The organism is Pseudomonas sp. GP01-A4 (genome assembly GCF_058780865.1).
Window position 1 is genome coordinate 1 of record NZ_JBYSWF010000074.1, and the last position, 25365, is coordinate 25365.

Annotated in this window: 24 protein-coding genes; 5 read left to right on the plus strand and 19 right to left on the minus strand. The window is 61.6% G+C overall.

Annotation, left to right across the window (positions count from 1 at the left end; translation table 11 throughout):
* Positions 1 to 121: 121 nt before the first annotated feature.
* The 12 genes from AC3WKX_RS29120 to arcD (AC3WKX_RS29175) form a co-directional block, all read right to left on the minus strand.
* Complete coding sequence (locus AC3WKX_RS29120; protein ID WP_003220044.1) at positions 122 to 610, minus strand: RDD family protein; 489 nt, start codon at positions 608 to 610, stop codon at positions 122 to 124.
* Between the two features lie 95 nt (positions 611 to 705).
* On the minus strand, positions 706 to 918 hold the full coding sequence (locus tag AC3WKX_RS29125; protein ID WP_003220045.1) for a cold-shock protein: 213 nt from the start codon (positions 916 to 918) through the stop codon (positions 706 to 708).
* A 390-nt stretch (positions 919 to 1308) separates the two neighbouring features.
* The gene (gene gcvT / locus AC3WKX_RS29130) at positions 1309 to 2433 is read right to left on the minus strand and encodes a glycine cleavage system aminomethyltransferase GcvT (protein ID WP_003220046.1); all 1125 of its coding nucleotides are present in this window, start codon (positions 2431 to 2433) and stop codon (positions 1309 to 1311) included.
* A 39-nt stretch (positions 2434 to 2472) separates the two neighbouring features.
* Positions 2473 to 3849 carry an L-serine ammonia-lyase gene (locus AC3WKX_RS29135; RefSeq protein WP_003220047.1) on the minus strand — a complete coding sequence of 459 codons (1377 nt, stop codon included), beginning with the start codon at positions 3847 to 3849 and terminating at the stop codon, positions 2473 to 2475.
* 141 nt (positions 3850 to 3990) lie between these two features.
* The gene (gene gcvP, locus AC3WKX_RS29140) at positions 3991 to 6837 is read right to left on the minus strand and encodes an aminomethyl-transferring glycine dehydrogenase (RefSeq protein ID WP_102605961.1); all 2847 of its coding nucleotides are present in this window, start codon (positions 6835 to 6837) and stop codon (positions 3991 to 3993) included.
* 10 nt (positions 6838 to 6847) lie between these two features.
* Complete coding sequence (gene gcvH / locus AC3WKX_RS29145; protein WP_003220049.1) at positions 6848 to 7231, minus strand: glycine cleavage system protein GcvH; 384 nt, start codon at positions 7229 to 7231, stop codon at positions 6848 to 6850.
* 402 nt (positions 7232 to 7633) lie between these two features.
* The gene (gene gcsR, locus AC3WKX_RS29150) at positions 7634 to 9142 is read right to left on the minus strand and encodes a transcriptional regulator GcsR (RefSeq protein ID WP_102605962.1); all 1509 of its coding nucleotides are present in this window, start codon (positions 9140 to 9142) and stop codon (positions 7634 to 7636) included.
* 199 nt (positions 9143 to 9341) lie between these two features.
* Complete coding sequence (locus AC3WKX_RS29155) at positions 9342 to 9704, minus strand: DUF5064 family protein (protein WP_003220051.1); 363 nt, start codon at positions 9702 to 9704, stop codon at positions 9342 to 9344.
* An 18-nt stretch (positions 9705 to 9722) separates the two neighbouring features.
* Positions 9723 to 10652 carry a carbamate kinase gene (gene arcC, locus AC3WKX_RS29160; RefSeq protein ID WP_087692649.1) on the minus strand — a complete coding sequence of 310 codons (930 nt, stop codon included), beginning with the start codon at positions 10650 to 10652 and terminating at the stop codon, positions 9723 to 9725.
* A gap of 64 nt (positions 10653 to 10716) precedes the next feature.
* Positions 10717 to 11727: an ornithine carbamoyltransferase gene (locus AC3WKX_RS29165; protein ID WP_003220053.1), complete on the minus strand. Its 1011-nt coding sequence runs from the start codon at positions 11725 to 11727 to the stop codon at positions 10717 to 10719.
* A gap of 69 nt (positions 11728 to 11796) precedes the next feature.
* Complete coding sequence (arcA, locus tag AC3WKX_RS29170) at positions 11797 to 13053, minus strand: arginine deiminase (RefSeq protein ID WP_003220054.1); 1257 nt, start codon at positions 13051 to 13053, stop codon at positions 11797 to 11799.
* A 24-nt stretch (positions 13054 to 13077) separates the two neighbouring features.
* Positions 13078 to 14505, minus strand: a complete 1428-nt coding sequence (gene arcD / locus AC3WKX_RS29175; protein WP_003220056.1) for an arginine-ornithine antiporter — start codon at positions 14503 to 14505, stop codon at positions 13078 to 13080.
* Between the two features lie 413 nt (positions 14506 to 14918).
* Between arcD (AC3WKX_RS29175) and arcD (AC3WKX_RS29180) the strand changes: the two genes are divergently transcribed.
* On the plus strand, positions 14919 to 16346 hold the full coding sequence (gene arcD, locus AC3WKX_RS29180) for an arginine-ornithine antiporter (protein ID WP_003220058.1): 1428 nt from the start codon (positions 14919 to 14921) through the stop codon (positions 16344 to 16346).
* A gap of 2 nt (positions 16347 to 16348) precedes the next feature.
* Complete coding sequence (locus AC3WKX_RS29185) at positions 16349 to 17212, plus strand: DNA-3-methyladenine glycosylase family protein (protein ID WP_102605963.1); 864 nt, start codon at positions 16349 to 16351, stop codon at positions 17210 to 17212.
* A 123-nt stretch (positions 17213 to 17335) separates the two neighbouring features.
* On the opposite strand, the gene AC3WKX_RS29190 is transcribed toward AC3WKX_RS29185, so the two are convergent.
* From AC3WKX_RS29190 to AC3WKX_RS29220, 7 genes are all read right to left on the minus strand, one after another.
* Positions 17336 to 18685, minus strand: a complete 1350-nt coding sequence (locus AC3WKX_RS29190) for a CoA transferase (RefSeq protein WP_102605964.1) — start codon at positions 18683 to 18685, stop codon at positions 17336 to 17338.
* Between the two features lie 40 nt (positions 18686 to 18725).
* Positions 18726 to 20069: a sensor histidine kinase gene (locus tag AC3WKX_RS29195; protein ID WP_003220063.1), complete on the minus strand. Its 1344-nt coding sequence runs from the start codon at positions 20067 to 20069 to the stop codon at positions 18726 to 18728.
* A gap of 65 nt (positions 20070 to 20134) precedes the next feature.
* On the minus strand, positions 20135 to 20599 hold the full coding sequence (locus tag AC3WKX_RS29200; protein WP_087692654.1) for a Spy/CpxP family protein refolding chaperone: 465 nt from the start codon (positions 20597 to 20599) through the stop codon (positions 20135 to 20137).
* 244 nt (positions 20600 to 20843) lie between these two features.
* Positions 20844 to 21521, minus strand: a complete 678-nt coding sequence (locus AC3WKX_RS29205) for a response regulator transcription factor (protein WP_003220065.1) — start codon at positions 21519 to 21521, stop codon at positions 20844 to 20846.
* A 7-nt stretch (positions 21522 to 21528) separates the two neighbouring features.
* Positions 21529 to 21936 carry an SH3 domain-containing protein gene (locus AC3WKX_RS29210; protein ID WP_003220067.1) on the minus strand — a complete coding sequence of 136 codons (408 nt, stop codon included), beginning with the start codon at positions 21934 to 21936 and terminating at the stop codon, positions 21529 to 21531.
* A gap of 106 nt (positions 21937 to 22042) precedes the next feature.
* A complete protein-coding gene (locus AC3WKX_RS29215) occupies positions 22043 to 22342 on the minus strand; it encodes a YciI family protein (RefSeq protein ID WP_087692655.1) in 300 nt (99 codons plus the stop codon).
* 1 nt (position 22343) lies between these two features.
* Positions 22344 to 22940: a septation protein A gene (locus AC3WKX_RS29220; protein ID WP_087692656.1), complete on the minus strand. Its 597-nt coding sequence runs from the start codon at positions 22938 to 22940 to the stop codon at positions 22344 to 22346.
* Positions 22941 to 23027: 87 nt separating this feature from the next.
* Here AC3WKX_RS29220 and AC3WKX_RS29225 point away from each other — a divergent pair, with 87 nt between their 5' ends.
* Genes AC3WKX_RS29225 through AC3WKX_RS29235 form a run of 3 tightly spaced genes read left to right on the plus strand, consistent with a single transcriptional unit; the run spans position 23028 to position 25353 of the window.
* Positions 23028 to 23891, plus strand: coding sequence for a PHP domain-containing protein (locus tag AC3WKX_RS29225; protein WP_003220073.1), 864 nt, complete (start codon positions 23028 to 23030; stop codon positions 23889 to 23891).
* 13 nt (positions 23892 to 23904) lie between these two features.
* Positions 23905 to 24534 carry an L-threonylcarbamoyladenylate synthase gene (locus tag AC3WKX_RS29230; protein WP_003220075.1) on the plus strand — a complete coding sequence of 210 codons (630 nt, stop codon included), beginning with the start codon at positions 23905 to 23907 and terminating at the stop codon, positions 24532 to 24534.
* The gene (locus tag AC3WKX_RS29235; protein WP_087692657.1) at positions 24535 to 25353 is read left to right on the plus strand and encodes a segregation and condensation protein A; all 819 of its coding nucleotides are present in this window, start codon (positions 24535 to 24537) and stop codon (positions 25351 to 25353) included.
* Positions 25354 to 25365 lie beyond the last annotated feature (12 nt).

Below are 25365 nucleotides of genomic sequence, written 5' to 3' on the forward strand. Positions count from 1 at the left end.
AGCCGAGTGGTGGGGCAAGAGCGTTTTGCTTACTTTTGCGCTGTTCAAAAGTGAGCCGCTGTAAGAGCGGAACCAATGCCAGCCATCACCGCAGCAACGGATATGCCCCCAATCTAAAAACCTACTTCTTTTTCTTCGGAACCCGCACCAACCGCGTATCCGAATAAATGTCATGCCAGCCACGTTTCTGCTTGTCGAACAACGACCAGATAAACCCAAGCCCCAGGCACAACCACGAAGCAATCGACACCACAAACCGCAACAACGCCTGCCACAGACTAATCCGCGACCCATCAGCGTTCTGCACCCGCACCCCCCAAACCTGCATGCCCAGGGTCTGCCCCGAGTGCGTCCAGAACTTGGCAAAAAACCCAAACAACACAAAAAACAAAATCGTCGACAACAGCGGATCACCATCCAGCGCGCCAGACTCAGACAGCGCCCGCAACTTGGCCTCACCGACAAACCCCATCCACACCAGCTTGTAGATGAAGGCCGTGACGATCAGCAGGGCGGTGCACAACAGGAAGTCATAGAACATCGCTGCCAGACGACGGCCCAGGCCTACGGCGGGAAACTCGCCTTGGGGGCTCAGCAGGTGTTTCGACATGGCATGGCTCTCGGCAGGAAAAAAGCCATTTTACGGAAGAACGCCCATAAAAAAGCCCCTGATGTCATATCAGGGGCTTTTTGTCGCAGCAAGGATCAGCCTTCTGCTTGTACTTCGTCGGCTTGCATGCCTTTCTGGCCTTGCACCGCGATGAAGGTCACTTTCTGGCCTTCTTTCAGGCTTTTGAAGCCGTTGCCCTGAATAGCGCGGAAGTGGACGAACAGATCCGGACCGCTTTCTGGAGTGATAAAACCAAACCCTTTTTCGTCGTTAAACCACTTGACGGTACCGCTCTGACGATCAGCCATTTTCTTATTTCCTTGACGCAAAAAAATTAATGACAGCCCCTTTCACATGAAAGAGTACTGGGCTGGGTTGCAGGAAAGTAAGAGACGTCGAACGGGTTGTAGCAAACTTTGGCTACTGCCCAGGTCCAGGTTCAAAGCGACCCATGCAAACACAGTGGGCAAACTCTACGCCAACTAATACAGAAAAAACAAGCCCCGGCAAAACCCCAGGTTTTGCTCGGCCTCGTTACACTTCTGTCCACAATGTGGAACGCGTTTATTCGATAGAATTCGTCACTTGTTATAGGTGACTGAACATAACATTGACTATCGTCAATGCACTTTAATGTGGCGGTTGCGTTACAGATTAGTGCACGTTAACGCAACCGCGTTACTTATAGGAACAGTCAATCAACCACGGTAGTAACGTTGTGGCACGAATGGCATTTTACTTACACGTAGTGGCACCTTTTTCCCACGTACCAACGCAGATACTTCGGTATCCAGTGCGATGAAAGCGCTGTCCAGATAACCCATGGCCAGCGGGCCGCCCAGGCTCGGGCCAAAACCGCCGCTGCAGACGCTGCCGATCACGGTGCCGTGTTCGTCGACGATTTCTGCGCCTTCACGGACCGGCGTGCGTTCCTGTGGCAACAGGCCTACGCGTTTGCGGCTGACGCCGGTTTGTTGCTGGGTGAAGATCGCATCGGCGCCCGGGAAGCCACCGGCGCGTGCGCCATCAGCACGACGGGCCTTGGAAATTGCCCACAACAGGCTGGCTTCAATCGGCGTGGTCTCGGTGTTCATGTCATGGCCATAAAGGCACAGGCCGGCTTCCAGGCGCAGGGAGTCGCGGGCGCCCAGGCCGATGGCCTGTACTTCGGTTTCGGCCAGCAGGCTGCGGGCCAGGGCCTCGGCGTTCGCGGCCGGTACCGAGATTTCGAAGCCGTCTTCGCCGGTGTAGCCCGAGCGGCTGACGTAGCAGTCCACGCCCAGCAGGCGGGTCGGTGCGAATTGCATGAAGGTCATGTGCTTGACCTCCGGCGCCAGGCGCGCCAGCACGCTGACGGCAGCCGGGCCTTGCAGGGCCAGCAGGGCGCGTTCCTCGAACAGTGGTTCGATGGTGCACTGGTCACCGATGTGCTGGCGCAGGTGGGCCAGGTCCTGGTCCTTGCAGGCGGCGTTGACCACCAGGAACAGTTCGTCGTTACCCAGGTTGGCGACCATCAGGTCATCCAGGATGCCGCCTTGCTCGTTGGTGAACATCGCATAACGCTGCATGCCCACCGGCAGGTCGATGATGTCCACCGGCACCAGGGTTTCCAGAGCCTTGGCGGCACCGGCGCCGGTCAGGCGGATCTGGCCCATGTGCGACACATCGAACAACCCGGCTTGTTCACGGGTGTGCAGGTGTTCTTTCATCACGCCCAGCGGGTATTGCACCGGCATGTCGTAGCCGGCGAAGGGCACCATGCGCGCGCCCAGTTCGATGTGCAGGGCGTGCAACGGGGTTTTCAACAGGGTTTCGGTGGACATATTCAGCTCCTGAAAAACGTGCGGACGCGCTTATAGGCGTCAGCACTCGATAATGTTGACCGCCAAACCGCCACGGGCGGTTTCCTTGTATTTGCTTTTCATGTCGGCGCCGGTCTGGCGCATGGTGCGGATGACCTTGTCGAGGGACACGAAGTGTTGCCCGTCGCCGCGCAGGGCCATGCGCACCGCATTGATGGCCTTGACCGAACCCATTGCGTTGCGCTCGATGCAGGGCACCTGCACCAAGCCGCCGATGGGGTCGCAGGTCAGGCCGAGGTTGTGTTCCATGCCGATCTCGGCGGCGTTTTCTACCTGGGAAACCGTACCGCCCAACACTTCGCAAAGGGCGCCGGCAGCCATGGAACAGGCCACGCCGACTTCCCCCTGGCAGCCGACTTCGGCGCCGGAGATCGAGGCGTTTTCCTTGTACAGAATGCCGATGGCTGCGGCGGTGAGCAGGAAGCGCACCACTCCGTCTTCGCTGGCCCCCGGGATAAAGCGCATGTAGTAGTGCAACACCGCCGGCACAATCCCGGCCGCACCGTTGGTGGGCGCCGTCACCACGCGCCCGCCATTGGCGTTTTCTTCGTTGACCGCCAGGGCGTAGAGGTTGACCCAGTCCAGCACCGACAACGGGTCGCGCAGCGCCGATTCCGGGTGCTTGCACAGTTGGCGATGCAACGCGGCGGCGCGGCGCTTGACCTTCAGCCCTCCCGGCAAAATTCCTTCGTTGCGACAGCCCGCGTCCACGCAGTCCTGCATCACCTGCCAGATCTTCAGCAGGCCGGCGCGGGTTTCCGCTTCCGGGCGCCAGGCGCTTTCATTGGTCAGCATCACCTGGCTGATGGACAGCCCATAGGTGGCGCAATGGCCGAGCAAGTCCTTGGCACTTTTGAACGGGAACGTCAGGGGCGTGGCGTCTTCGACAATCCGGTCGTGGCCGGCGGCGTCTTCATCCACCACAAACCCGCCGCCCACCGAGTAGTACTCGCGGCTGCGAATCTGCAAGCCGGCGGCGTCGAAGGCGCGGAAGATCATGCCGTTGGGATGATAGGGCAGGGGTTTGCGAATCATCGCCAGGTGTTCTTTCTCGTTGAACGCAATGCTGTGTTCGCCGAGCAGGTTCAAGCGTGCGTTGCCGCGAATTTCCAACAGGCGGGCGGCAACGGTTTCGGTGTTCACGGTATCCGGGTGCTCGCCTTCCAGGCCCAACAATACGGCCTTGTCACTGCCGTGGCCTTTGCCGGTGGCGCCGAGTGAGCCGTAGAGCTCCACCTTGACGCAGGTGGTGGCGCCCAGCAGGTTGTCGCGCTTCAGTCCCTCGACGAATCGAGCGGCAGCGCGCATCGGGCCGACGGTGTGGGAGCTGGAGGGGCCGATGCCAATCTTGAACAGGTCGAACACGCTTAAAGACATGGTTGTTCTCCGGTTTCTTATTATTGAACGGATGTACGCGGTCCAATGTGGGAGCGGGCTTGCTCGCGAAAGCGGCGGGTCAGTCACCAGATGTATCAACTGACACTCCGCATTCGCGAGCAAGCCCGCTCCCACATCAGGTTACGCGTAGCTCTCGATCGACGGGCACGCGCACACCAGGTTGCGATCGCCAAACACGTTGTCGACCCGGCCAACCGGCGGCCAGTACTTGGCTTCGATCAACGACGCCACCGGGTACACCGCTTGTTCACGGCTGTATGGGTGGCTCCATTCGCCAACCAGTTCCGCAGCAGTGTGTGGTGCGTTCTTCAGCGGGTTGTCGTCCTTGTCCAGCGAGCCATTTTCCACCGCGCGAATCTCTTCGCGGATGGCGATCATCGCGTCGCAGAAGCGGTCCAGTTCTTCCCTGGATTCGCTTTCGGTCGGCTCGATCATCAGGGTGCCAGCCACCGGGAACGACATGGTCGGCGCATGGAAACCAAAGTCGATCAGGCGCTTGGCCACGTCATCCACGCTGATGCCGCTGCTGTCTTTCAACGGGCGCAGGTCGAGGATGCATTCGTGGGCCACCAGGCCGTTGCTGCCGGTGTACAGCACCGGGTAGTGCTCTTCCAGGCGACGGGAAATGTAGTTGGCGTTGAGGATCGCCAACTGCGAAGCGCGCTTGAGGCCCGCGCCGCCCATCATGCTGATGTACATCCAGGTGATCGGCAAAATGCTCGCGCTGCCGAACGGTGCGGCGCACACCGCGCCTTCCTTGCGTTCCATCGCGGCATGGCCGGGCAGGAACGGCGTCAGGTGGGATTTGACGCCAATCGGACCGACGCCCGGGCCGCCACCGCCGTGGGGAATGCAGAAGGTCTTGTGCAGGTTCAAGTGGGACACATCGCCGCCGAACTTGCCCGGGGCGCAGAGGCCGACCATCGCGTTCATGTTGGCGCCGTCGATGTACACCTGGCCGCCGTTGTCGTGAATGATCCCGCAGATTTCGCGGATGCCTTCTTCGAACACGCCGTGGGTGGACGGGTAGGTGATCATCAGCGCTGCGAGGTGCTCGCGGTGCTCGATGGCCTTGGCACGCAGGTCTTCGATGTCGACGTTACCGCGTGCATCGCAGGCGGTGACCACGACGCGCATGCCGGCCATGTTGGCGGTGGCCGGGTTGGTGCCGTGGGCCGACGACGGGATCAGGCAGATGTCGCGGCGTTCTTCGCCACGGCTCTGGTGATAGGCACGGATGGCCAGCAGGCCGGCGTATTCGCCCTGGGAACCGGCGTTCGGTTGCAGGGAAATCGCGTCGTAACCGGTGGCCGCGCAGAGCATGGCTTCCAGTTCGGTCGTCAGTTGCTGGTAGCCGGCGCTTTGCGAGGCCGGGGCGAACGGGTGCAGGGCACCGAACTCGGCCCAGGTCACCGGGATCATTTCGCTGGCGGCGTTGAGCTTCATGGTGCACGAGCCCAGCGGGATCATGGTGCGATCCAGGGCCAGGTCCTTGTCGGCCAGTTTGCGCAGGTAGCGCATCAGCTCGGTTTCGGAGTGGTAACGGTTGAACACCGGGTGGCTGAGAATTGGCGACTGGCGCAGCAGCGCGGCCGGCAGGGTGCTTTCAACGCTGGCAGCCAATGCGGCGAAGTCCGGCAGGGCTTTACCGCCGGCGAACACGCTCCACAGGGTTTCGATGTCGGCTTGGGAGGTGGTTTCGTCCACCGACAGGCCAACGCGTTCGCCGTCGACCACACGCAGGTTGATGCGCTGGGCGCGAGCCTTGTCGTGCAGGGCAGCAGTTTGCGCGCCGGTCTTGATGGTCAGGGTGTCGAAGAAGTGGGTTTGTTCAACCGCCAGGCCCAATGCGCCCAAGCCTTTGGCGAAGATCGCGGTCAGGTGGTGAATGCGGTTGGCGATCTGGGTCAGGCCTTTCGGGCCGTGGTACACGGCATACATGCTGGCGATGTTGGCGAGCAATACCTGGGCGGTGCAGATATTGCTGGTGGCCTTCTCGCGGCGGATATGCTGCTCGCGGGTCTGCATGGCCAGGCGCAGGGCCGGCTTGCCGAAACGGTCCACGGAGACGCCGACCAGACGGCCCGGCATGTCGCGCTTGAACGCATCCTTGGTGGAGAAGTACGCCGCATGCGGGCCACCGAAGCCCAGCGGCACGCCGAAGCGTTGCGCGCTGCCGATGGCCACGTCGGCGCCGAACTCACCCGGCGGGGTCAGCAGGGTCAGGGCCAGCAGGTCGGCGGCCACGGCCACCAGTGCGTTGGCGGCGTGGAAGCGCTCGGTCAGCTCGCGGTAGTCGAATACGTCACCGTTGCTCGCCGGGTATTGCAGCAGGGCGCCGAAGAAGGCACTGACGTCGGACAGTTCACGCTCGTCGCCCACCACCACGTCGATGCCCAGTGGCTCGGCACGGGTGCGCAGTACGTCGAGGGTTTGCGGGTGGCTGTGCACGGAGGCGAAGAACGCGTTGCTGCCTTTGTTCTTGCTCAGGCGTTTGCAGAAGGTCATGGCTTCGGCAGCGGCGGTGGCTTCGTCCAACAGCGAGGCGTTGGCGATCGGCAGGCCGGTGAGGTCGCTGATCAGCGTCTGGAAGTTCAGCAGCGACTCCAGGCGGCCCTGGGAAATCTCCGGCTGATACGGCGTGTAGGCGGTGTACCAGGCCGGGTTTTCCAGCAGGTTGCGCAGGATCGGCGACGGTGTGTGGCAGTTGTAGTAGCCCTGGCCGATGTAGGTCTTGAACAGCTCGTTCTTGGCGGCAATCGCCTTGATCGAAGCCAGTGCGTCGGCTTCGCTCAAGCCATCGCTCATGCCCAGTACGGCGGTGCCCTTGATGCTCTCCGGGATCACGCTGGCGCTCAAGGCTTCCAGGGAATCAAAGCCCAGGGTGGCGAGCATGTGTTGCTCGTCGTCCTGGCGCGGGCCGATGTGGCGGGCGATGAATTCGTTGGCGGTGGTCAGATTAGTCATGGCGCGCTCCTCAGGCTTCAGCGTTGGCTTTGATCAGGCGGTCATACGCATCCTGATCCAACAGCTTAGCTACTGCGTCGGCATCAGCCGGTTTAAAGCGGAAGAACCAGCCTTCGCCCATCGGGTCTTCGTTGACCAGCTCGGGGCTGCCGTCCAGCTTGTCGTTTACTTCGAGGACTTCGCCGTCCAATGGCATGTATACGCCGCTGGCGGCCTTGACCGATTCAACGGTGGAGGCTTCTGCCCCTTTGTCGTAGGACTGCAGCTCAGGCAGTTGCACGAAAACCACATCACCCAGCGCGTTCTGCGCAAAAGCGGTAATGCCCACGGTCACGCTGCCGTCGGCTTCGGCGCGCAGCCATTCGTGATCTTCAGTAAAGCGCAACTCGCTCATGGAAACTCCTCAGGGCCAGATTCGTCTGGTGGACGGGATTGGAATAATGGGGAGTTGCTTAGCAAAATTGCGGCCAATGTTTTTTTATCGTTATAAAACAATTAGTTACTGATTATGGCGGGTGATGATCGGAAGGTGGTTGTAGCGATATCGCTACAGCTGGGCCATTGAAAAAAAGACTATGAGGATCAAAGCCTTGCATCGCGACGCCTGGGACGGTGTGTATTGATATCGTTCCACTGTAGCGCTTTCAGTACAGGCGGAGGTCGCTTTTGAGGGCGCCGTAGATCAAATGTGGGAGCGGGCTTGCTCGCGAATGCGGTATGTCAGTGCCGAATGTATTGACTGACCCAACGCATTCGCGAGCAAGCCCGCTCCCACATTTTGATCGCGTGCAGTCAGTCAGGGCTTGTTGGGAATACCGTACTTGCGCAGGCGATGGGCAATGGCGGTGTGGGAGGTTTGCAGGCGGCTGGCCAGCTGGCGCGTGGACGGATAGCTGACATAGAGCTTCTCCAGCAACCCGCGCTCGAAATCCTCCACGGCCTGCTCCAGGCTGTCGACTTCACCATCGTTCTGCCGCGCCACCGAGGTGCCGGCGATGTCCAGGTCGCCGATGTCCACCAGGCTGCTTTCGCAAATGGCCGCGGCGCGGAAGATCACGTTCTGTAATTGCCGCACGTTGCCCGGCCAGCGGTTGCCCAGCAGCGCCGGGTAGGTGCCCGGCGCCAGGCGGCAGACCGGGCGCTGGATCTGCGCGCAGGCCTGCTGCATGAAGTAGCGGGCCAGCAGCAGGATGTCCTGGCCGCGCTCGCGCAAGGGCGGCACTTCGACGTTGAGCACGTTGAGGCGGTAGAACAGGTCTTCGCGGAAGGTGCCTTCGCTGACCATTTTTTCCAGGTCGCGGTGGGTGGCGCTGAGGATCCGCACATTGACCTTCACCTCACGGTCGCCGCCTACCCGGCGGAAGCTGCCGTCGTTGAGAAACCGCAGCAGCTTGGCCTGCAAGTAAGGTGACATCTCGCCGATCTCGTCGAGGAACACCGTGCCCTGGTTCGCCAGTTCCATCAGCCCCGGCTTGCCGCCGCGCTGGGCACCGGTGAAGGCGCCGGGGGCGTAGCCGAACAGTTCGCTCTCGGCCAGGTTCTCCGGCAGCGCCGCGCAGTTCAGGGCCAGGAACGGCGCGCTGTGGCGTGCGCTGATGGCGTGGCAGGCACGGGCCACCAGCTCCTTGCCGGTGCCGGTCTCGCCCTGGATCAACAACGGTGCATCCAGCGCCGCCACCCGTTGCGCCCGCGCCTTGAGGGTGCGGATCGCCGGGGACTCGCCCAACAACGCGTCGAAACCTTCGGCGTGGTCATGGTGCAGCGCCGACAGTTGTTCGCCGATGCGGTTGGGTTGGTACAGGGTCAGCAGGGCGCCGGCGTCGGTGATCGGCGTGGCGTCCAGCAGCAGGGTCTGGCCGTTGACGCTGATTTCCCGCAGGGCCAGGCGAAAGCCGTGTTCCAGCAGGGTGGCCAGCAGGGTTGGGTCGTCGAACAGTTCGTTGATGCTTTCCCCGGCGGGTTCGCGACCGTACAAGGCGATCAGCGCCGGGTTGGCCAGCAGGATCTTGCCGGCGCTGTCCAGGGCCAGTACCGGGTCCGTCATGGCGGCGAGCAGGGCGTCGAGTTGCAGGTGCTGGCGCTGGCCGGGGAGGATGTCGACCACGGTCACGGCTTGCACGCCGCGCACGCTGAACAGTGCATCACGCAGCTCTTCCAGTACCTCGGCGCTTAGGGTCGGGGCGTCGATGTAGACGTTGGGCGGAACCATTTCCACCGCATCCAGGTTCAGATTGCGCCCACCGAGCAAGGCCAGGACTTCCTGGGTGATGCCGACGCGGTCGATGAAGCTGACGTGGATACGCATGGGGCTGTTTTTGGTTCTGGCGAGCGAGAGGTGGCAAGTATGCCTTGGAGAAGATAGAGATCAAAATGTGGGAGCGGGCTTGCTCGCGAATGCGGTGTGTCAGTCACCGGATGTATCAACTGATACACCGCATTCGCGAGCAAGTCGAATCGTCGCACCGCCGCTCCCACATTTGATGGTTGGTGCCTGGGAAATCGGGTTATTCGAGGTGTTCGGGTTTGACCGGATCCCCAGGCTTCACATCCAACTGATGGCGCACATCCTCAAACATCAAATCGTACTGCTTGTGCATCTGGCCATTGAGCACGGCAATCTTCGGCATGCCGTACTTCTGCGCGATGTTCATCGCCTGCCGGGCGAAGTCGAACGACTGGTCCTTGGGCAGGAAGAACTCTTCCTTGAGCTCCTTGCCCTGCACCGTGCCGTGCATCTTGAAGAGCATTCCCTTGCCTTCCTTTGGGTCCTGGCTGACTTCGTAGTCGATGCACAGGTTGTAGCTGTAGTCATCCTTGTTCAGCGCGTGGCGTTCGATGTGCAGGTGACCAGGTTCAAAGGTAGCCATAGGCGTTTCTCCTCTACTTCACAGGTAGGTGATGCCAGGTTTTGCGGTACTGATGCGGGTGCCGGCGCTGCCCTGGACAATTGCTTCGATGTCCGAGAGTGAACCGATCACTGCGGTTTTTCCAGTCTGGCGGGCGAACTCGCACGCGGCCTGGACCTTGGGTCCCATGGAGCCGGCAGCGAAGCCGAGCTTTTCGATTTCGTCCGGGTGCGCCTGGCCGATGGCTTTCTGGGTGGGCTTGCCGAAGTCGATAAAGGCGGCATTGACGTCGGTGGCGATCACCAGCAAATCGGCGTCCAGTTGCCCGGCCAGCAACGAGGAGCACAGGTCTTTGTCGATCACGGCTTCAATGCCCTTGAGCTTGCCGTCTTCGCCATACATCGTCGGAATCCCGCCGCCACCGGCGCAGATCACGATGCTGCCTTTTTCCAGCAGCCACTGGATCGGGCGGATTTCAAAGATCCGTTTTGGCCGTGGGCTGGCCACCACGCGGCGATACTTGTCGCCATCGGGGGCAATCGCCCAGCCTTTTTCAGCGGCCAGTTTTTCCGCTTCGGCTTTGGAGTACACCGGGCCGATGGGTTTGGTCGGGTTCTGGAAGGCCGGGTCCTTGGCGTCGACTTCGACCTGGGTCAGCAGTGTGGCGAACGGCACTTCGAAGTCCAGCAGGTTGCCCAGTTCCTGTTCGATGATGTACCCGATCATGCCTTCGGTTTCGGCTCCCAACACATCCAGCGGGTAAGGTGAAACCTGGGTGTAGGCGGCAGCCTGCAGCGACAGCAGGCCCACTTGCGGGCCATTGCCGTGGGCAATCACCAGCTCGTTGCCTTTGTGGATCTTGGCGATCTGTTCGGTGGCGATGCGGATATTGGCCCGTTGATTGTCTGCGGTCATGGGTTCACCACGGCGCAGAAGGGCGTTGCCGCCCAGTGCAACGACGATACGCATATAAGGTTGTCCTTCCAGAATCCAGCGTTGTGAACACCGGGCCAAATGTGGGAGCGGTATTGGTTTAGATATCCGCCAGCGCCGACACCAGGATCGCCTTGATGGTGTGCATGCGGTTTTCCGCCTGCTCAAAGGCGATGTTGGCCGGGGACTCAAACACTTCTTCGGTCACTTCCACGCCATTGGCCAGGTTCGGATAACGCGCGGCGATGTCCTTGCCGACCTTGGTTTCGCTGTTGTGGAACGCCGGCAGGCAGTGCATGAATTTCACGCGGGGATTGCCCGAGGCCTTCATCATCTTGGCGTTGACCTGGTACGGCAGCAGTTGCTCGATGCGCTCGTCCCACGCTTCCACCGGTTCGCCCATGGACACCCAGATATCGGTGTGGATGAAGTCCACGCCTTTCACCGCTTCCTTCGGGTCTTCGGTGATGGTGATGCGCGCGCCGCTTTCCTCGGCGAATGCCTGGCACTGCTTGATGAAGTCAGCATGGGGCCACAGGGCTTTCGGTGCGCCGATGCGCACGTCCATGCCCAGCTTGGCGCCGATCATCAGCAGCGAGTTGCCCATGTTGTAGCGGGCGTCGCCCAGGTAGGCGTAGCTGATGTCATGCAGCGGCTTGTCGCTGTGCTCGCGCATGGTCAGGGTGTCGGCGATCATCTGGGTGGGGTGGAATTCGGCGGTCAGGCCGTTGAACACCGGCACCCCGGCGAACTTGGCCAGCTCTTCGACGATTTCCTGTTCAAAGCCACGGTACTCGATGGCATCGAACATCCGGCCGAGGACGCGGGCGGTGTCCTTCATGCTTTCCTTGTGGCCGATCTGCGACGACACCGGGTCGATGTAGGTGACGTGGGCACCCTGGTCATGGGCCGCCACTTCGAACGCGCAACGGGTGCGGGTCGAGGTTTTTTCGAAGATCAGCGCGATGTTTTTGCCCTTCAGGTGCGGACGCTCGGTGCCGGTGTATTTGGCGCGCTTGAGGTCGCGGGACAGGTCCAGCAGGTAGTGCAGCTCGCGAGTGGTGTGGTGCATCAGCGACAGCAGGCTGCGGTTGCGCATATTAAAAGCCATGGTGGATCTCCTTCTGTTTAGGTTATCCCCCTGGCCGGCGCCTTATGAGCGGCGGCCAGGGTTTGAATATCAGTAGTCGATTGGGTCGCGAATGATCGGGCAGGTCATGCAGTGGCCGCCGCCACGGCCACGGCCGAGTTCACCGGCGCTGATGGTGATGACTTCCACACCGGCCTTGCGCAGCAAGGTGTTGGTGTAGGTGTTGCGGTCGTAGCCGATCACCACGCCAGGCTCCACGGCCACTACGTTGTTGCCGTCATCCCACTGCTCGCGCTCGGCGGCGAAGCTGTTGCCGCCGGTTTCCACCACACGCAGGGCCTTGAGGTTCAGGGCGGCGGCGACGGTGTCGAGGAAGTTGGTTTTTTCGCGCTGGATGTCGATGCCGCCGGGCTTGGTCTCGTCCGGGCGCAGGGTGAAAGCGACGATCTGGTTGACCACTTCCGGGAAGATCGTGACCAGGTCGCGGTCGCAGAAGCTGAACACGGTGTCGAGGTGCATCGCCGCGCGGGATTTCGGCAGGCCGGCGACGATCACACGCTCCACGGCCTTGTGCTTGAACAGGTTCAGGGCGAGTTGGCCGATGGCCTGGCGCGAGGAACGCTCGCCCATGCCGATCAACACCACGCCGTTACCAATCGGCATCACGTCGCCGCCTTCCAGGGTGGCGTTGCCGTGTTCCTGGTCAGGGTCGCCGTACCAAACCTGGAAGTCCGCGTTGGTGAACTCGGGGTGGAATTTGTAGATGGCGCTGGCCAGCAGGGTTTCCTGGCGTCGCGCCGGCCAGTACATCGGGTTCAGCGTCACGCCGCCATAGATCCAGCAGGTGGTGTCGCGGGTGAACTGGGTGTTGGGCAACGGCGGCAGGATGAAGCTTGAGTGGCCGAGGAAATCGCGGAACATCTCGATGGTCTTGCCACCGAAACTGCTCGGCAGGTCATCGGCCGACACGCCACCGATCAGGTACTCGGCGACCTTGCGCGGCTCCAGGCTGCGCAGCCACGAGCTGACCTCATTGACCAGCCCCAGGCCCACCTGGTTGGCGGTGATCTTGCGCTCCAGGATCCAGTCCAGCGCTTCGGGGATGGCGACGATGTCGGTCAGCAGGTTGTGCATCTCCAGCACATCGATGTCGCGCTCGCGCATCTTGGTCACGAAGTCGAAGTGGTCGCGCTTGGCCTGGGCTACCCACAGCACGTCATCGAACAGCAGTTCATCGCAGTTGTTTGGGGTCAGCCGCTGGTGGGCCAAACCTGGGGAGCACACCATGACTTTGCGCAGTTTGCCGGCTTCGGAATGTACGCCGTACTTCACTTTTTCCGTGGTCATTACAGATCCTCCAGTGAACAATGATTACAGGGTCAGGAAGCCGGAGTAGAGGCCATAGCCCGCCACGAGGGCACCTATGACGACTGCGGCGAAAATCAGCTTCTCGACGTTGGTGAAAATCGGTTTGCCCAGTTCATGCTTGGCCATGGCGAACAGGATCACGCCGGGGGCATAGAGCAGGGCGGACAGCAACAGGTACTTGGTGCCACCGGCGTACAGCAGCCAGACCGCGTAGATCAACGCGATGGCGCCGATCAGCAGGTCTTTCCTGCGTTCGCCCGGGGCGCTTTCATAGGTTTCACCGCGCACCGCCAGCAGCAGTGCATAGGCCGCCGACCACAGGTAAGGCACCAGGATCATCGAGGTGGCGAGGTAGATCAGCGACAGGTAAGTGCTGGCCGAGAACAGCGTGATCACCAGGAAAATCTGCACCATGGCGTTGGTCAGCCACAGGGCGTTGGCCGGCACGTGGTTGGCGTTTTCCTTACGCAGGAACTCCGGCATGGTGTGGTCCTTGGCGGCGGCGAACATGATCTCCGCACACAGCAGCACCCACGACAGCAGCGCCCCCAGCAAGGAAATGATCAAGCCGACGCTGATCAATACCGCGCCCCAGTGACCCACCACGTGCTCCAGCACGGCGGCCATCGACGGGTTTTGCAGCTTGGCCAATTCCGGTTGGGTCATGATCCCCAGGGACAGCACGTTCACCAGCATCAGGAACAGCAGCACGGTGATAAAACCAATCACCGTGGCCTTGCCGACGTCGGAGCGTTTTTCGGCGCGGGACGAGAAGATGCTCGCACCCTCAATGCCGATGAACACCCAGACGGTGACCAGCATCATGTTGCGCACCTGGTTCATCACGCTGCCCAGGTCCGGGTTTTTCACGCCCCAGATGTCGGCGGTGAAGATGTCCAGCTTGAACGCGAAGAGCGCGATCAACACAAACAGCACCAGTGGCACCACCTTGGCGATGGTGGTCACCAGGTTGATGAACGCGGCTTCCTTGATCCCGCGCAGTACCAGGAAGTGCACGGCCCACAGCAGCACCGACGCGCCGATCACCGCCGCCGGGGTGTTGCCTTCGCCGAAGATGGGGAAGAAGTAACCGAGGGTGCTGAACAGCAGCACGAAATAGCCGACGTTGCCCAACCAGGCACTGATCCAGTAACCCCAGGCGGATGAGAAACCCATGTAGTCGCCAAACCCGGCCTTGGCGTAGGCATAGACCCCGCCGTCGAGGTCGGGCTTGCGATTGGCCAGGGTCTGGAACACGAACGCCAGGGTCAACATGCCCACGGCGGTGATCACCCAACCAATCAGTACCGCGCCAACATCGGCGCTGGCCGCCATGTTTTGCGGCAGTGAGAAGATCCCGCCACCAATCATTGAACCCACGACAAGTGCAACCAGTGCGCCGAGTCGAAGTTTTCCGGGAGATTCAGACATCGCATGACTCCAATGCAGGAGAAGAGAGACCACAGAATAAATCCGTGCGCTAATCAAACAGCTGACTCAGATCACTTCATTGGCACATTCCATTGTGAATTAATGACTTATGATGAAAGGTACGGGCGCTCAAGTGCCTCGCAGAGGCTCGTCGTAGAGCGGTTCTGCGTTTCAAACAACAGGTTTTCTCATTAGCATGGACCTTTGAAGCTAGCCCGTATTTGCAGATATGCAAACTTTTACAGCGCAGCGTTATTTAAATTATAAATTTGCCTTAACGCTGTTTATTGTCATGCCTTTAAGTTATGAAGCCGGCGCCTTTATTGGCTATATCTAATAAACGCTGCGCCGGCTTAATAAGTTAGTTGAGTGCACAGTTGTTGGCTCAATGGTTGTTTTGTTCAGGAGTGTTCATGTCCCAATCCTCGGAAAAGCTGCGCCTCAATGCCTTGATCGCCCTGGTGGTGGGCTCGATGATCGGCGGCGGGATTTTCTCGTTGCCGCAGAACATGGCGGCGCGGGCCGAGGTAGGCGCGGTGTTGATTGGCTGGGGCATTACCGCCGTGGGCATGCTGACCCTGGCCTTTGTGTTCCAGACCCTGGCCAACCGCAAGCCGGAACTGGATTCCGGCGTATACGCGTACGCCAAGGCCGGGTTTGGCGACTACATGGGTTTCTCGTCGGCCTGGGGCTACTGGATCAGTGCCTGGATGGGCAACGTCGGTTACTTCGTGTTGCTATTCAGTACCCTCGGCTACTTTTTTCCGGTGTTCGGCCAGGGCAATACCCCGGTGGCGATTGGCTGCGCATCGGTGTTGTTGTGGGCGGTGCATTTCCTGGTGATGCGCGGCATCAAGGAGGCGGCGTTCATCAACCAGATCACCACCGTGGCCAAGATCGTGCCGTTGGTGATGTTTATCGTGATCGCCGCCGTGGCATTCAAGGCCGATATCTTTACCCGGGATATCTGGGGCCTGAGTAATCCGAATTTCGGCGGCGTGGTGGATCAGGTGCGCAACATGATGCTGGTCACGGTGTTTGTGTTTATCGGCATCGAGGGCGCCAGTGTCTACTCGGCGCGGGCCGAGAAACGCTCGGACGTGGGCCGGGCCACGGTCATCGGTTTCCTGGGGGTGTTGGCGCTGCTGGTATTGGTCAACCTGCTGTCGCTCGGGATCATGAGCCAGCCGGAACTGGCCAACCTGCAAAACCCGTCCCTGGCCGGGGTGCTGGAACATATCGTTGGCCCGTGGGGCGCGCTGTTGATCAGCATCGGCCTGGCGGTTTCGCTGTTGGGCGCGCTGCTGTCGTGGGCCTTGCTCTGCGCCGAAATTCTCTATGCCACCGCCCATGACAAGACCATGCCGGCGTTCCTGAAAAAGGAAAACGTCAATCAGGTGCCGGTCAATGCGCTGTGGCTGACCAATGTGATGATCCAGCTGTTCCTGGTGATCACGCTGTTTTCGGAAAGTACCTACACCACCCTGATCTACCTGGCGTCGTCGATGATCCTGGTGCCCTATCTGTGGTCGGCGGCTTATGCGGTGCTGTTGAGCGGCCGCGGTGAAACCTACGAAGGCGCCCATGGCGAACGCACCAAGGACCTGCTGGTGAGCCTGATCGCCCTGGCCTATGCGGTGTGGCTGCTCTACGCCGGTGGCCTGAAGTACTTGCTGCTGTCGGCGCTGCTGTATGCACCGGGCGTGATCCTGTTTGCCCTGGCCAAGCGCGAGCAGGGCCAGCCCTTGTTTACCCATCTGGAAAAAGGCATTTTCGCCTGCGTGATCGCCGGGGCGAGCCTGGCGGCGTATGGGTTGTACAGCGGGGTATTGTCGTTGTGAGAATGCAGCTGGCGTATCAGGCGCCATATGACTGGGCGGCGATGTTGGGCTTTTTGTCGGCGCGGGCGATCGGCGGGATGGAGACTGTGGATGCTGGCGTTTACTCACGCAGTATCAGTGTCGACGGTCAGCAGGGTTGGCTCAGTGTGTCGCCCGGGACCGGGGATTGGCTTGAGGTGACGGTGGATTTTCCTGACCCGGCTGCGTTGCCGGAAATTGAGCGGCGGTTACGGGACATGTTTGACCTGTCGGCTGACCCGAAGCGGATCAACCGGCAATTGGCGAATGATCCCTTGATGGCGAGCTTGGCGGCGGCGCGTCCTGGCTTGCGGGTGCCGGGAACCTGGGATGGTTTGGAGCTGGCGATCCGCGCGGTGTTGGGCCAGCAGATTAGCGTGGTGGCGGCGATCAAGCTGGCGGGCAAGCTGGTGGCGCAGTACGGCACGCAGCTGGTGACGCCCCATGCCGGTGTGACCCATGTGTTTCCTTCGGCCGAGGTGCTGGCAGCCGCAGATTTGGCAACCCTCGGCATGCCGAAAAGTCGCGGGCGTACCTTGTCGGGCGTGGCCCAGGCGTTGCTGGATGACCCGCAGATCTTCCAGGCGAAGGCGAACCTGAAGGAAGGTGTGGCGCGGTTAGTCGCATTACCCGGGATTGGTGACTGGACGGCGCAGTACATCGCCATGCGCCAGATGCGCGAGCAGGATGCGTTTGCCTCGGGGGATATCGGTTTGATCAATGCGCTGGTGGCGCTGGAAGGCGGGCCGGTGAGCCCGCGCCAGTTGCTGGCGCGGGCTGAGGCCTGGCGACCGCTTAGAGCCTATGCGGCGCAGCATTTGTGGACATCACTGAGCCGCGCGGATTGATTCTGCATACCTGTGGTGAGGGAGCTTGCTCCCGCTGGGGCGCGAAGCGGCCCCATTGACCCAAAAGCTGGGGCCTGCTGCGCAGTCCAGCGGGAGCAAGCTCCCTCGCCACAGGATCTTCGGTCACCACTGAGGGCGGTGTGAGCCCAATTCCCCGGCGGGCAAGTCCCACTGCAACGGTGTCCCGCTGATGGTCACCGGGGGCAGCAAGCGGTGGGCCGGGCCCCAGGCGGTTTGCTCCACCACCAAGCCTTGATCACCCGGTTCTTCGGCCCGCAGCGGTAGTTGTTCCGGGACTTGTCCTGCGTCCACCAACAGTTTTGCCGTGCGCGCGAGGGACAACAGTGCCGAACCGCCGCGGCCGGATTTCAATCGTTCACTCAACGCCTGGATCGCACTGGCCGCCATCAAATACCCGGTGGCGTGGTCCAGCGCCTGCAACGGCAGCGGCACCGGTTTGTCCGAGTTTTTCCACTGCCTGCCAGCCTCGGCAATCCCGGTGCTCATCTGCACCAGGCTGTCGAACCCCCGGCGATTGCGCCACGGGCCGCTCCAGCCGTAAGCGTTGAGGCTGGCGTCGATCAGGCCAGGCGCGATGGCTTGCAGCGCAGCCTCACCGTAGCCCAACTGTTCCAGTGCATCGGCGCGGTAGCCGTGCAGCAGAATGTCGGTGTCCTTGAGCAGGTTTTCGAAGATCAGGCGGTCGTCGGGGTTTTTCAGGTCCAGGCGGGCGCAACGTTTGCCCAGGGTCATTTCCGGCACCACGCCGGGTTCGTTCCAGTCAGGGGAGTCGATGCGCAGTACATCGGCGCCGAGGCCTGCGAGAAAACGACTGGCGGTGGGGCCGGCCAATACGCGCGTCAGGTCCAGCACCTTGATGCCCGCCAGCGGCCTTGCCACCGAGCCCAACCAGGGTTTGTCGCTGAGGGCTGCAAAGGTCTGGCGATGGACCAGCGGTTCCTGATTGACCGCCAAGCCTTGTGGATGCACCTGCCAGTCTTGCCATGAGCGCATCTGCGCCGCACAGCCGTTGGCTTCGACGATCGCCTGTTCCAGCTCGGCAGCGGTCCATGGCGCAACCTTCGCGGCCATTGCTTCACGGTCAGCGACCTGCCCGAGTACGCGCTCGGCGGCGGCACGGTGATGCGGTGCATTGGTGTGCAGGCGAATCCAGCCATCGGTGCAGGCGTAGTCGCCGGCAATCGGGTCCCACAGCGGCGGGGTGGTCCAGCCGTCGGGGCGCAGCGAGGAGGAGAACCAGAACGAGGCGAGGCGCCGGTCCACGGTCACCGAGGGCAGGCGCCCGGTTTGCTGCAACAGCAACTGGGCGACCGCCTGGCCCGCGGCACCGATGCTGGCGCTGGCCAGCTCGGTGACGGCAAAGGTTGAGGGCAGCGCGCCGACTTCGGTTACGGCCAGTGGGGTGACGGGTAAATCGAGTGCTTCCTGGATGGGGGTGAGCAGATCAGTCATCAAAGGCCCTCCTAATGAGAAGGACCATCATAGAAGATCATCAGGGTTGAATGACAACCCCCGGTTCCAGCGGCAGATCCACGCTGGCGATAAAGCCGCCGCCTTGATGATTGGCCAGGATCAGGCTGCCGCCATGGCGCTCTGCGGCGCGCCGCGCGATGGCCAGGCCCAGGCCATGGCCCTGGGCGGTTTGCCCCGGGGCGCGGTAAAACGGCTCGCCGAGTTGGCTCAGGTGTTCGGCATCCACGCCGGGGCCGTGGTCGCGCACACTGATCACAATGCGTTCGCCCTGGCGTCTGGCTTCCATTTCAATCGGTTGGCCGGGCGGGTTGAAGCGTTGGGCGTTGCGCAGCAGGTTATCCACCGCGCGTTCGATCATGGTCGGCCAGCCCTTGAGGTGCAGCCCGGCCTCGGCATCCAGCTGCACGGGTTGGTCCGGCGCGCCGAGCAAGGCGTCTTTTTGCAGGGTCCGGAGCAACGGGTTGAGGTCGATGTCTTCGGCACTGGCGTTATCAGCGTCCACCCGGGCGAGTACCAGGATTTCGCTGATCAGCGCTTCCAGGCGGTCGCATTCGCGGGTCAGGCGCGGCCAGAGTTTTTCCCGCGCTTCGGGCGTGGCCCGTTCTGCCAGGGCCAGGGCGATCCGCAGGCGGGCCAGGGGCGAGCGCAGTTCGTGGGACACATCCCGCAGCAACTGGCGCTGGCTGCCGATCAGGCTTTGCAGGCGGGCGCCCATGCGGTTGAAGTCGGTGGCCAGTACGCCGAATTCATCGCGACGGTTGGCCAGCCGCGCCAGGCTGTTCTGCTGATAGGTGGTCTGGCCCAGGTCGTGCACTGCGCCGCGCAGGCGGCTGAGGGGGCGGGTGATGGACAACGTCACCAACAGGCTGAACAGGGTCAGCACCACCAGCGCAATCGCCAGGGCACTTAACGGCCAGAGCAGGCTGCTGCGGTGCCAGGCGTCCAGTTCCGGGTGGGGAATGCGGTAGATCAGCAGGTAGGTGTCGCCGGTTTTTTCGCTGGTGTACTCGGCGGTCAGCCGGCGCCAGGGCAGGTGGCGGTCCTGGCTGTCGTTTTGCCGGGCTTCGAGGGCGGCGGCGCGGCGCGGGAAAGTGCCGCGCACCACAGGCTCGCCGCTTTCGTTAAGCACTTGCACGTCAATGTGGTACTGACGCTTGCGCTGCTGCAGCAGCTCCTGGGCGGCGTCCTCGCCCTGGGCCTCGTAAAGCTGCGTCCATTCCTGCGCGAGGTTATTGAGCCCGGGGTGGCGGCTGAGAATCCAGGCGTCCTGGTTGAGCATATGCCCAAGCAGGATCGACAACCCGGCAACCAGGGCGATGGCCAGCCAGAAGCTGGCAAGGACGCGCCAGAACAATGAACGCACAAGAAATCCTCAAACAGGAAAAGCCCAGCGGCGGTGGCCACTGGGCTGGGAGTGAAGCTAGATCATTATTGCGCTTTTTGCGGCTGCTGGGCTTTCCAGGCCTGGAATTCCTTCCACTCGGCGCGGCGCTCGGCTTGTTTCTTCACGATCTCGTCGAATTTCTTCTGTTGATCGGGTTTCAGCACGGCACGGATGTCGGTCTGGGTTTTCTGCTTGGCGGCCGCCATTTCGTCTTTCATGGCTTTCTGATCAGCGGCTGGCAGTTTGTCCAGGTACTTGCGCACCAACTCTTTGCGAGCGTGCCATTGCTGGCCCATCAACTTGCCGATCTGCTGGCGCTGTTCAGGGCTCAGGTCCAGCTGGCTGAAAGGGCCACCTTTGCCCCGCATGCCGTGTTCACCGCCGTGACCTGGGCCACCCATCATGTGGCCTTCAGGACCGCCCATCGGGCCTGGGCCTTCTGGCGCAGCGGCCATGGCAACGGTTGGCAGGGCAGCAGCGAACATCAAAGCGATAAGGGTCTTGCGCATGGTGATTCTCCTGTCTCTATTCCGGTGAGTCCGGATGTGAGTAGATTACGGAGATCAAGGTCAGCGGCAGTCAGGGGACGGTAAAGCTTGGGTAAAGAGGATTTTGGGCGGGGCTGACAAAACTATTGGCGACCGTAGCAACTGTCGAGCCTTGGCGAGGCTGCGAGGCAGGCGCTGCGGTCTGACACCTGTACCGAGGCGATGCTGTCGCAGCCTCGCCGAGGCTCGACAGCTGCTACGCGGGCTAGAGGCTGTAGTAATAGCCGCGGCTACGCAGCGCCACGATCCGTGGCCGGCCATCCGGGTGCGGGCCGATCTTCTTGCGCAGGTTGCTGACGTGCATGTCCAGGCTGCGGTCATACAGGGTCAGCTTGCGGCCCAGGGCGATTTGCGCCAGTTCCTGCTTGTCCAGCGGCTCGCCGGGCTGACGCAGCAAGGCTTCCAGCAGGCGGCTTTCGGACACGGTCAGGGCAAATTCCTGTTCATCGATAGTGACCACGCCACGCACCGGGCTGAAGCACAGGTCGCCCAGCTCCAGCTGAGTGGACACGGCGGCCGGGTGGCTGCGGCGCAGCACGGCGCGCAGGCGCGCGGTCAGTTCACGAGGATCGCAGGGTTTGGCCAGGTAGTCGTCGGCGCCCAGTTCCAGGCCGAGGATCCGGTCCAGGGGTTCGCCCCTGGCCGAGAGCATCAGCACCGGCAGTTCCGGGTGGTCGCTGCGCAATTGCTTGAGCAGCTCCAGGCCGCTGCCGTCGGGCAGCATCACGTCGAGCACCACTGCCGCCGGGGCGGCTTCGGCCAATGCCTTGCGGGCGCTCAAGCCGTCATGGCAGGCGCGCACCTGGAAACCTTCCTGGCTCAACCAACTGGTCAGCAGCTCACAGAGCTCCTGGTCATCATCTATCAGTAACAGCTCGCTCATGACTCACTCAATTTAGCCATTGTCGACGGCGCCGGTGCCCGCCACTGGCGAAGATCCCGCATAACAGGGCGATCAGTGCGACTGCCCCGCCGGTCACGAACCATTGTTGTTGCTCGGTAAGCCAGCGTGGCAAGGCACTGCCCTGTGCTTCTTTGAGTTGCTGGACCAGGCGTTGGTTCTCCTGGCGCAGTTTACTCAGTTGGGTACTTTCCCGCGTGGCGTCAGCACTTTGCAATTGCTTGCTCAGCTCATCGCGCTGGCGTTCGCTTTCTTTCAAACGTTGCTGCAAATCGGTGATCTGGCTGCCGGCACTCAAGGACAGGGGCGTGGAACTGCCGGTGTTCGAGGTTTCTTCAGCGTGGGCCGTAGCCCCGATCATTAACACTGCCAACAGACACAACTGACGTAAGCGCATCGGAACTCCTGATTCCACACGAATATTCAGAACGTTGTCGGCAGGTTACCGGGAATAATGAGCGTTTAGGAGTGCGCTGAAGCCATTTGGTTCAGCGCGCAACGAATCAAGGCAGGACTTGCTTGAACGGTTTGACCAGCACCTGGGCGTACACGCCGGCCGCTACATACGGATCAGCATCGGCCCAGGCTTGTGCCGCCGCCAGGGAGGCGAACTCGGCGACGATCAGGCTACCGATGAAACCGGCGTCTCCCGGGTCGTTGCTGTCTACCGCAGGATGCGGGCCGGCCAGTACCAGGCGGCCTTCGGCTTGCAGCTGTTTCAGGCGCTCGACGTGGGCCGGGCGTACGGACAGGCGTTTTTCCAGGGAGTTGGCGACGTCGGTGGAAATGATGGCGTAGAGCATGTCAGTCCTCGGTTTTCGGCGTGGTAGGGTCGGTGTCATGCAGGTGGCGCGACAGGTAGATACCCTGGCCGACCAGGAACAGCACGGTCATGCCCAGGCTGCCGAACACCTTGAAGTCCACCCAGTAGCTCTGGAAGGTAAAGGCGACGAACAGGTTGGCGGCGCCGCAGAACAGGAAAAACACGATCCAGGCGATGTTCAGGCGGGTCCACACCGGGTCTGGCAAGGTCAGCGCGTGGCCCATGATCCGCTTGATCAGCAGGCGATCACCGATGAAGTGGCTGCCGATAAAGGCCAGGGCGAACAGCCAGTTGACCACCGGGGCTTTCCATTTAAGGAAGGTTTCGCTGTGGAAGGCCAGGGTCAGGCTGCCGAACACAAGGCAGGCGATCAGGGTCAGCCACTGGCTTTTTTCCAGCTTGCGCTGGGAGATGAAGAGCGCGCCGTAGACCACCACGGAGCTGATGATCAGCACCGCCGTGGCGCTGTAGATGCCGCCGAGGGTCAGCTCGTGGCCGGCAAGATCGATAACGCGAGGGTCGGTTTTGTAAACGATGAAAAACAGCAACAGCGGGATGAAGTCGATGAATTGTTTCACAGTAAGAGCCAGAAGCTGGATGTGGCGGCATAATAACAAACATCCTTGGTAGCGAAAGCGCCAGCTGACTTGAGGTTACACACTCCCGTGAATGTTGATTTGCACTGCCATAGCACAGCCTCCGACGGCGCCCTGGCGCCCGCGGTCCTGGTTGCGCGTGCGTTTGAAAAAGGCGTGCGAGTCCTGTCGTTGACCGACCACGACACCCTCGAAGGCCTGGCAGAGGCCCGCGAGGCGGCGCATGCGTTGGGCATGCAACTGGTCAACGGAGTTGAATTGTCCTGCACTTGGGGCGGCGCAACCATCCACGTATTGGGCTACGGTTTCGACGTCAACGCGCCGCCGCTGGTGGAGGCCATCGCCAAATTGCACGATGGCCGCTGGCTGCGGTCCGAAGAAATAAGCCGCAAGCTGGCCCTCAAGGGCATGCCCAACGGCCTGGAAGGCGCCCGCGCCATCCAGCAGGAACTGGGTGACAGCGGCAACGCCCCGGCCCGCCCGCACTTTGCCGACTGGATGGTGCGTGAAGGTTTTGTAAAGGATCGCGCCGAAGCGTTCCGCAAATGGCTGGGTGCCGGCAAGCTGGGGGACGTCAAGCAACACTGGCCAACCCTGGAAGACACCGTTGGCACACTGCGGGCAGCAGGTGCCTGGGTCAGCCTGGCGCATCCGTGGCATTACGATTTCACCCGCAGCAAGCGTCGCAAGCTGATTGGCGACTATATTGGAGCGGGCGGCCACGCAATCGAAGTGGTCAACGGGCATCAACCCGCCGAGCAGGTAGGCAGCTTGGCGATTCTTGCCCGCGAATTTGGTCTGCTGGTCAGCGCCGGCAGTGATTTTCATGGCCCCGGCGGCTGGTCCGAGATTGGCGAGTACCGCGCCGTTCCGGAAGATTTGCCGCCCCTTTGGTGTCGCTTCAAACATGACCCCATTATTGCCACCGTCTGAACAGGTAGAACACGTGAGTCAATTCTTCCAGATTCATCCGGAAAACCCGCAGGCGCGCCTGATCAAACAGGCCGTGGAAATCATCCGTGCCGGTGGCGTGGTGATCTACCCCACGGATTCGTCCTACGCCATCGGTTGCCAGATCGGCGACAAGAATGCGGTCGAGCGCGTAAGACGCCTGCGTGACCTGGACAAGAACCACAACTTCGCACTGATTTGCAGCGACCTGTCCCAGCTGGGGCTGTTCGCCAAGGTCGACACCGGCACCTTCCGCCTGCTCAAGGCGCACACGCCGGGGCCCTACACCTTCATCCTCAACGCCACCCGCGAAGTGCCGCGCCTGCTGCTGCACCCGAAGAAGCGCACCATCGGCCTGCGGGTGCCGGAACACCCGATCGCCCTGGCGCTGCTGGCCGAACTCGGTGAGCCGCTGATGAGTGTGTCGCTGATCCTGCCGGGGGAAGAAGAGCCGTTGTACGACCCTTATGAAATGCGCCGGCTGCTGGAAAAACACGTCGACCTGATCATCGACGGCGGCTACGGCGGCAACAAGGCCTCCACCGTGATCAACCTGGCCGACGGCGAGCCGGAAGTGGTGCGCGTAGGGTGTGGCGACCCGGCACCGTTCATGGTCGAGGCCTGAATGTCGGCCGTGGAAGCCGTCGACAGCCAGGCGGGCGCCCAGCAGGAACTGCCATTTGCCATGGTCTACGGCCAGGCCGTGATGGAAATGCCGCTGGACCTGTACATCCCGCCGGATGCGCTGGAAGTCTTCCTCGAAGCCTTCGAAGGTCCGCTGGACTTGCTGCTGTACCTGATCCGCAAGCAGAACATCAATATCCTCGACATCCCGGTGGCGGAAATCACCCGCCAGTACATGGGCTACGTCGAACTGATGCAGACCGTGCGCCTGGAACTGGCCGCCGAATACCTGGTGATGGCCGCGATGCTCGCGGAAATCAAGTCACGCATGCTGCTGCCGCGCTCGGAGACTATCGAGGCGGAAGAGGATGACCCCCGCGCCGAACTGATCCGCCGCCTGCAGGAGTACGAGCGCTTCAAGGCCGCGGCCGAAGGCATCGACGGTTTGAGCCGGGTCGGCCGCGATGTGGTGGTGCCCAAGCTCGACGCCCCGGAAGCCCGGGCGCGCAAGCTGCTGCCGGACGTGAGCCTGGAAGAGTTGCTGATGTCCATGGCCGAAGTACTGCGCCGTGGCGATATGTTTGAAAGCCACCAGGTCAGCCGCGAGGCACTGTCCACCCGCGAGCGCATGAGTGATGTGCTGGATCGCCTCAAGGGCGGCGGGTTTGTGCCGTTTGTCGAGCTGTTTACCAAGGAAGAAGGGCGCCTGGGGGTAGTCGTGACCTTCATGGCAATCCTCGAATTGGTCAAGGAATCCTTGGTCGAGCTGGTCCAGAATGAGCCTTTTGCGGCTATCCACGTGCGGGCGCGAGCCGAATAAAGAGCTGAATCG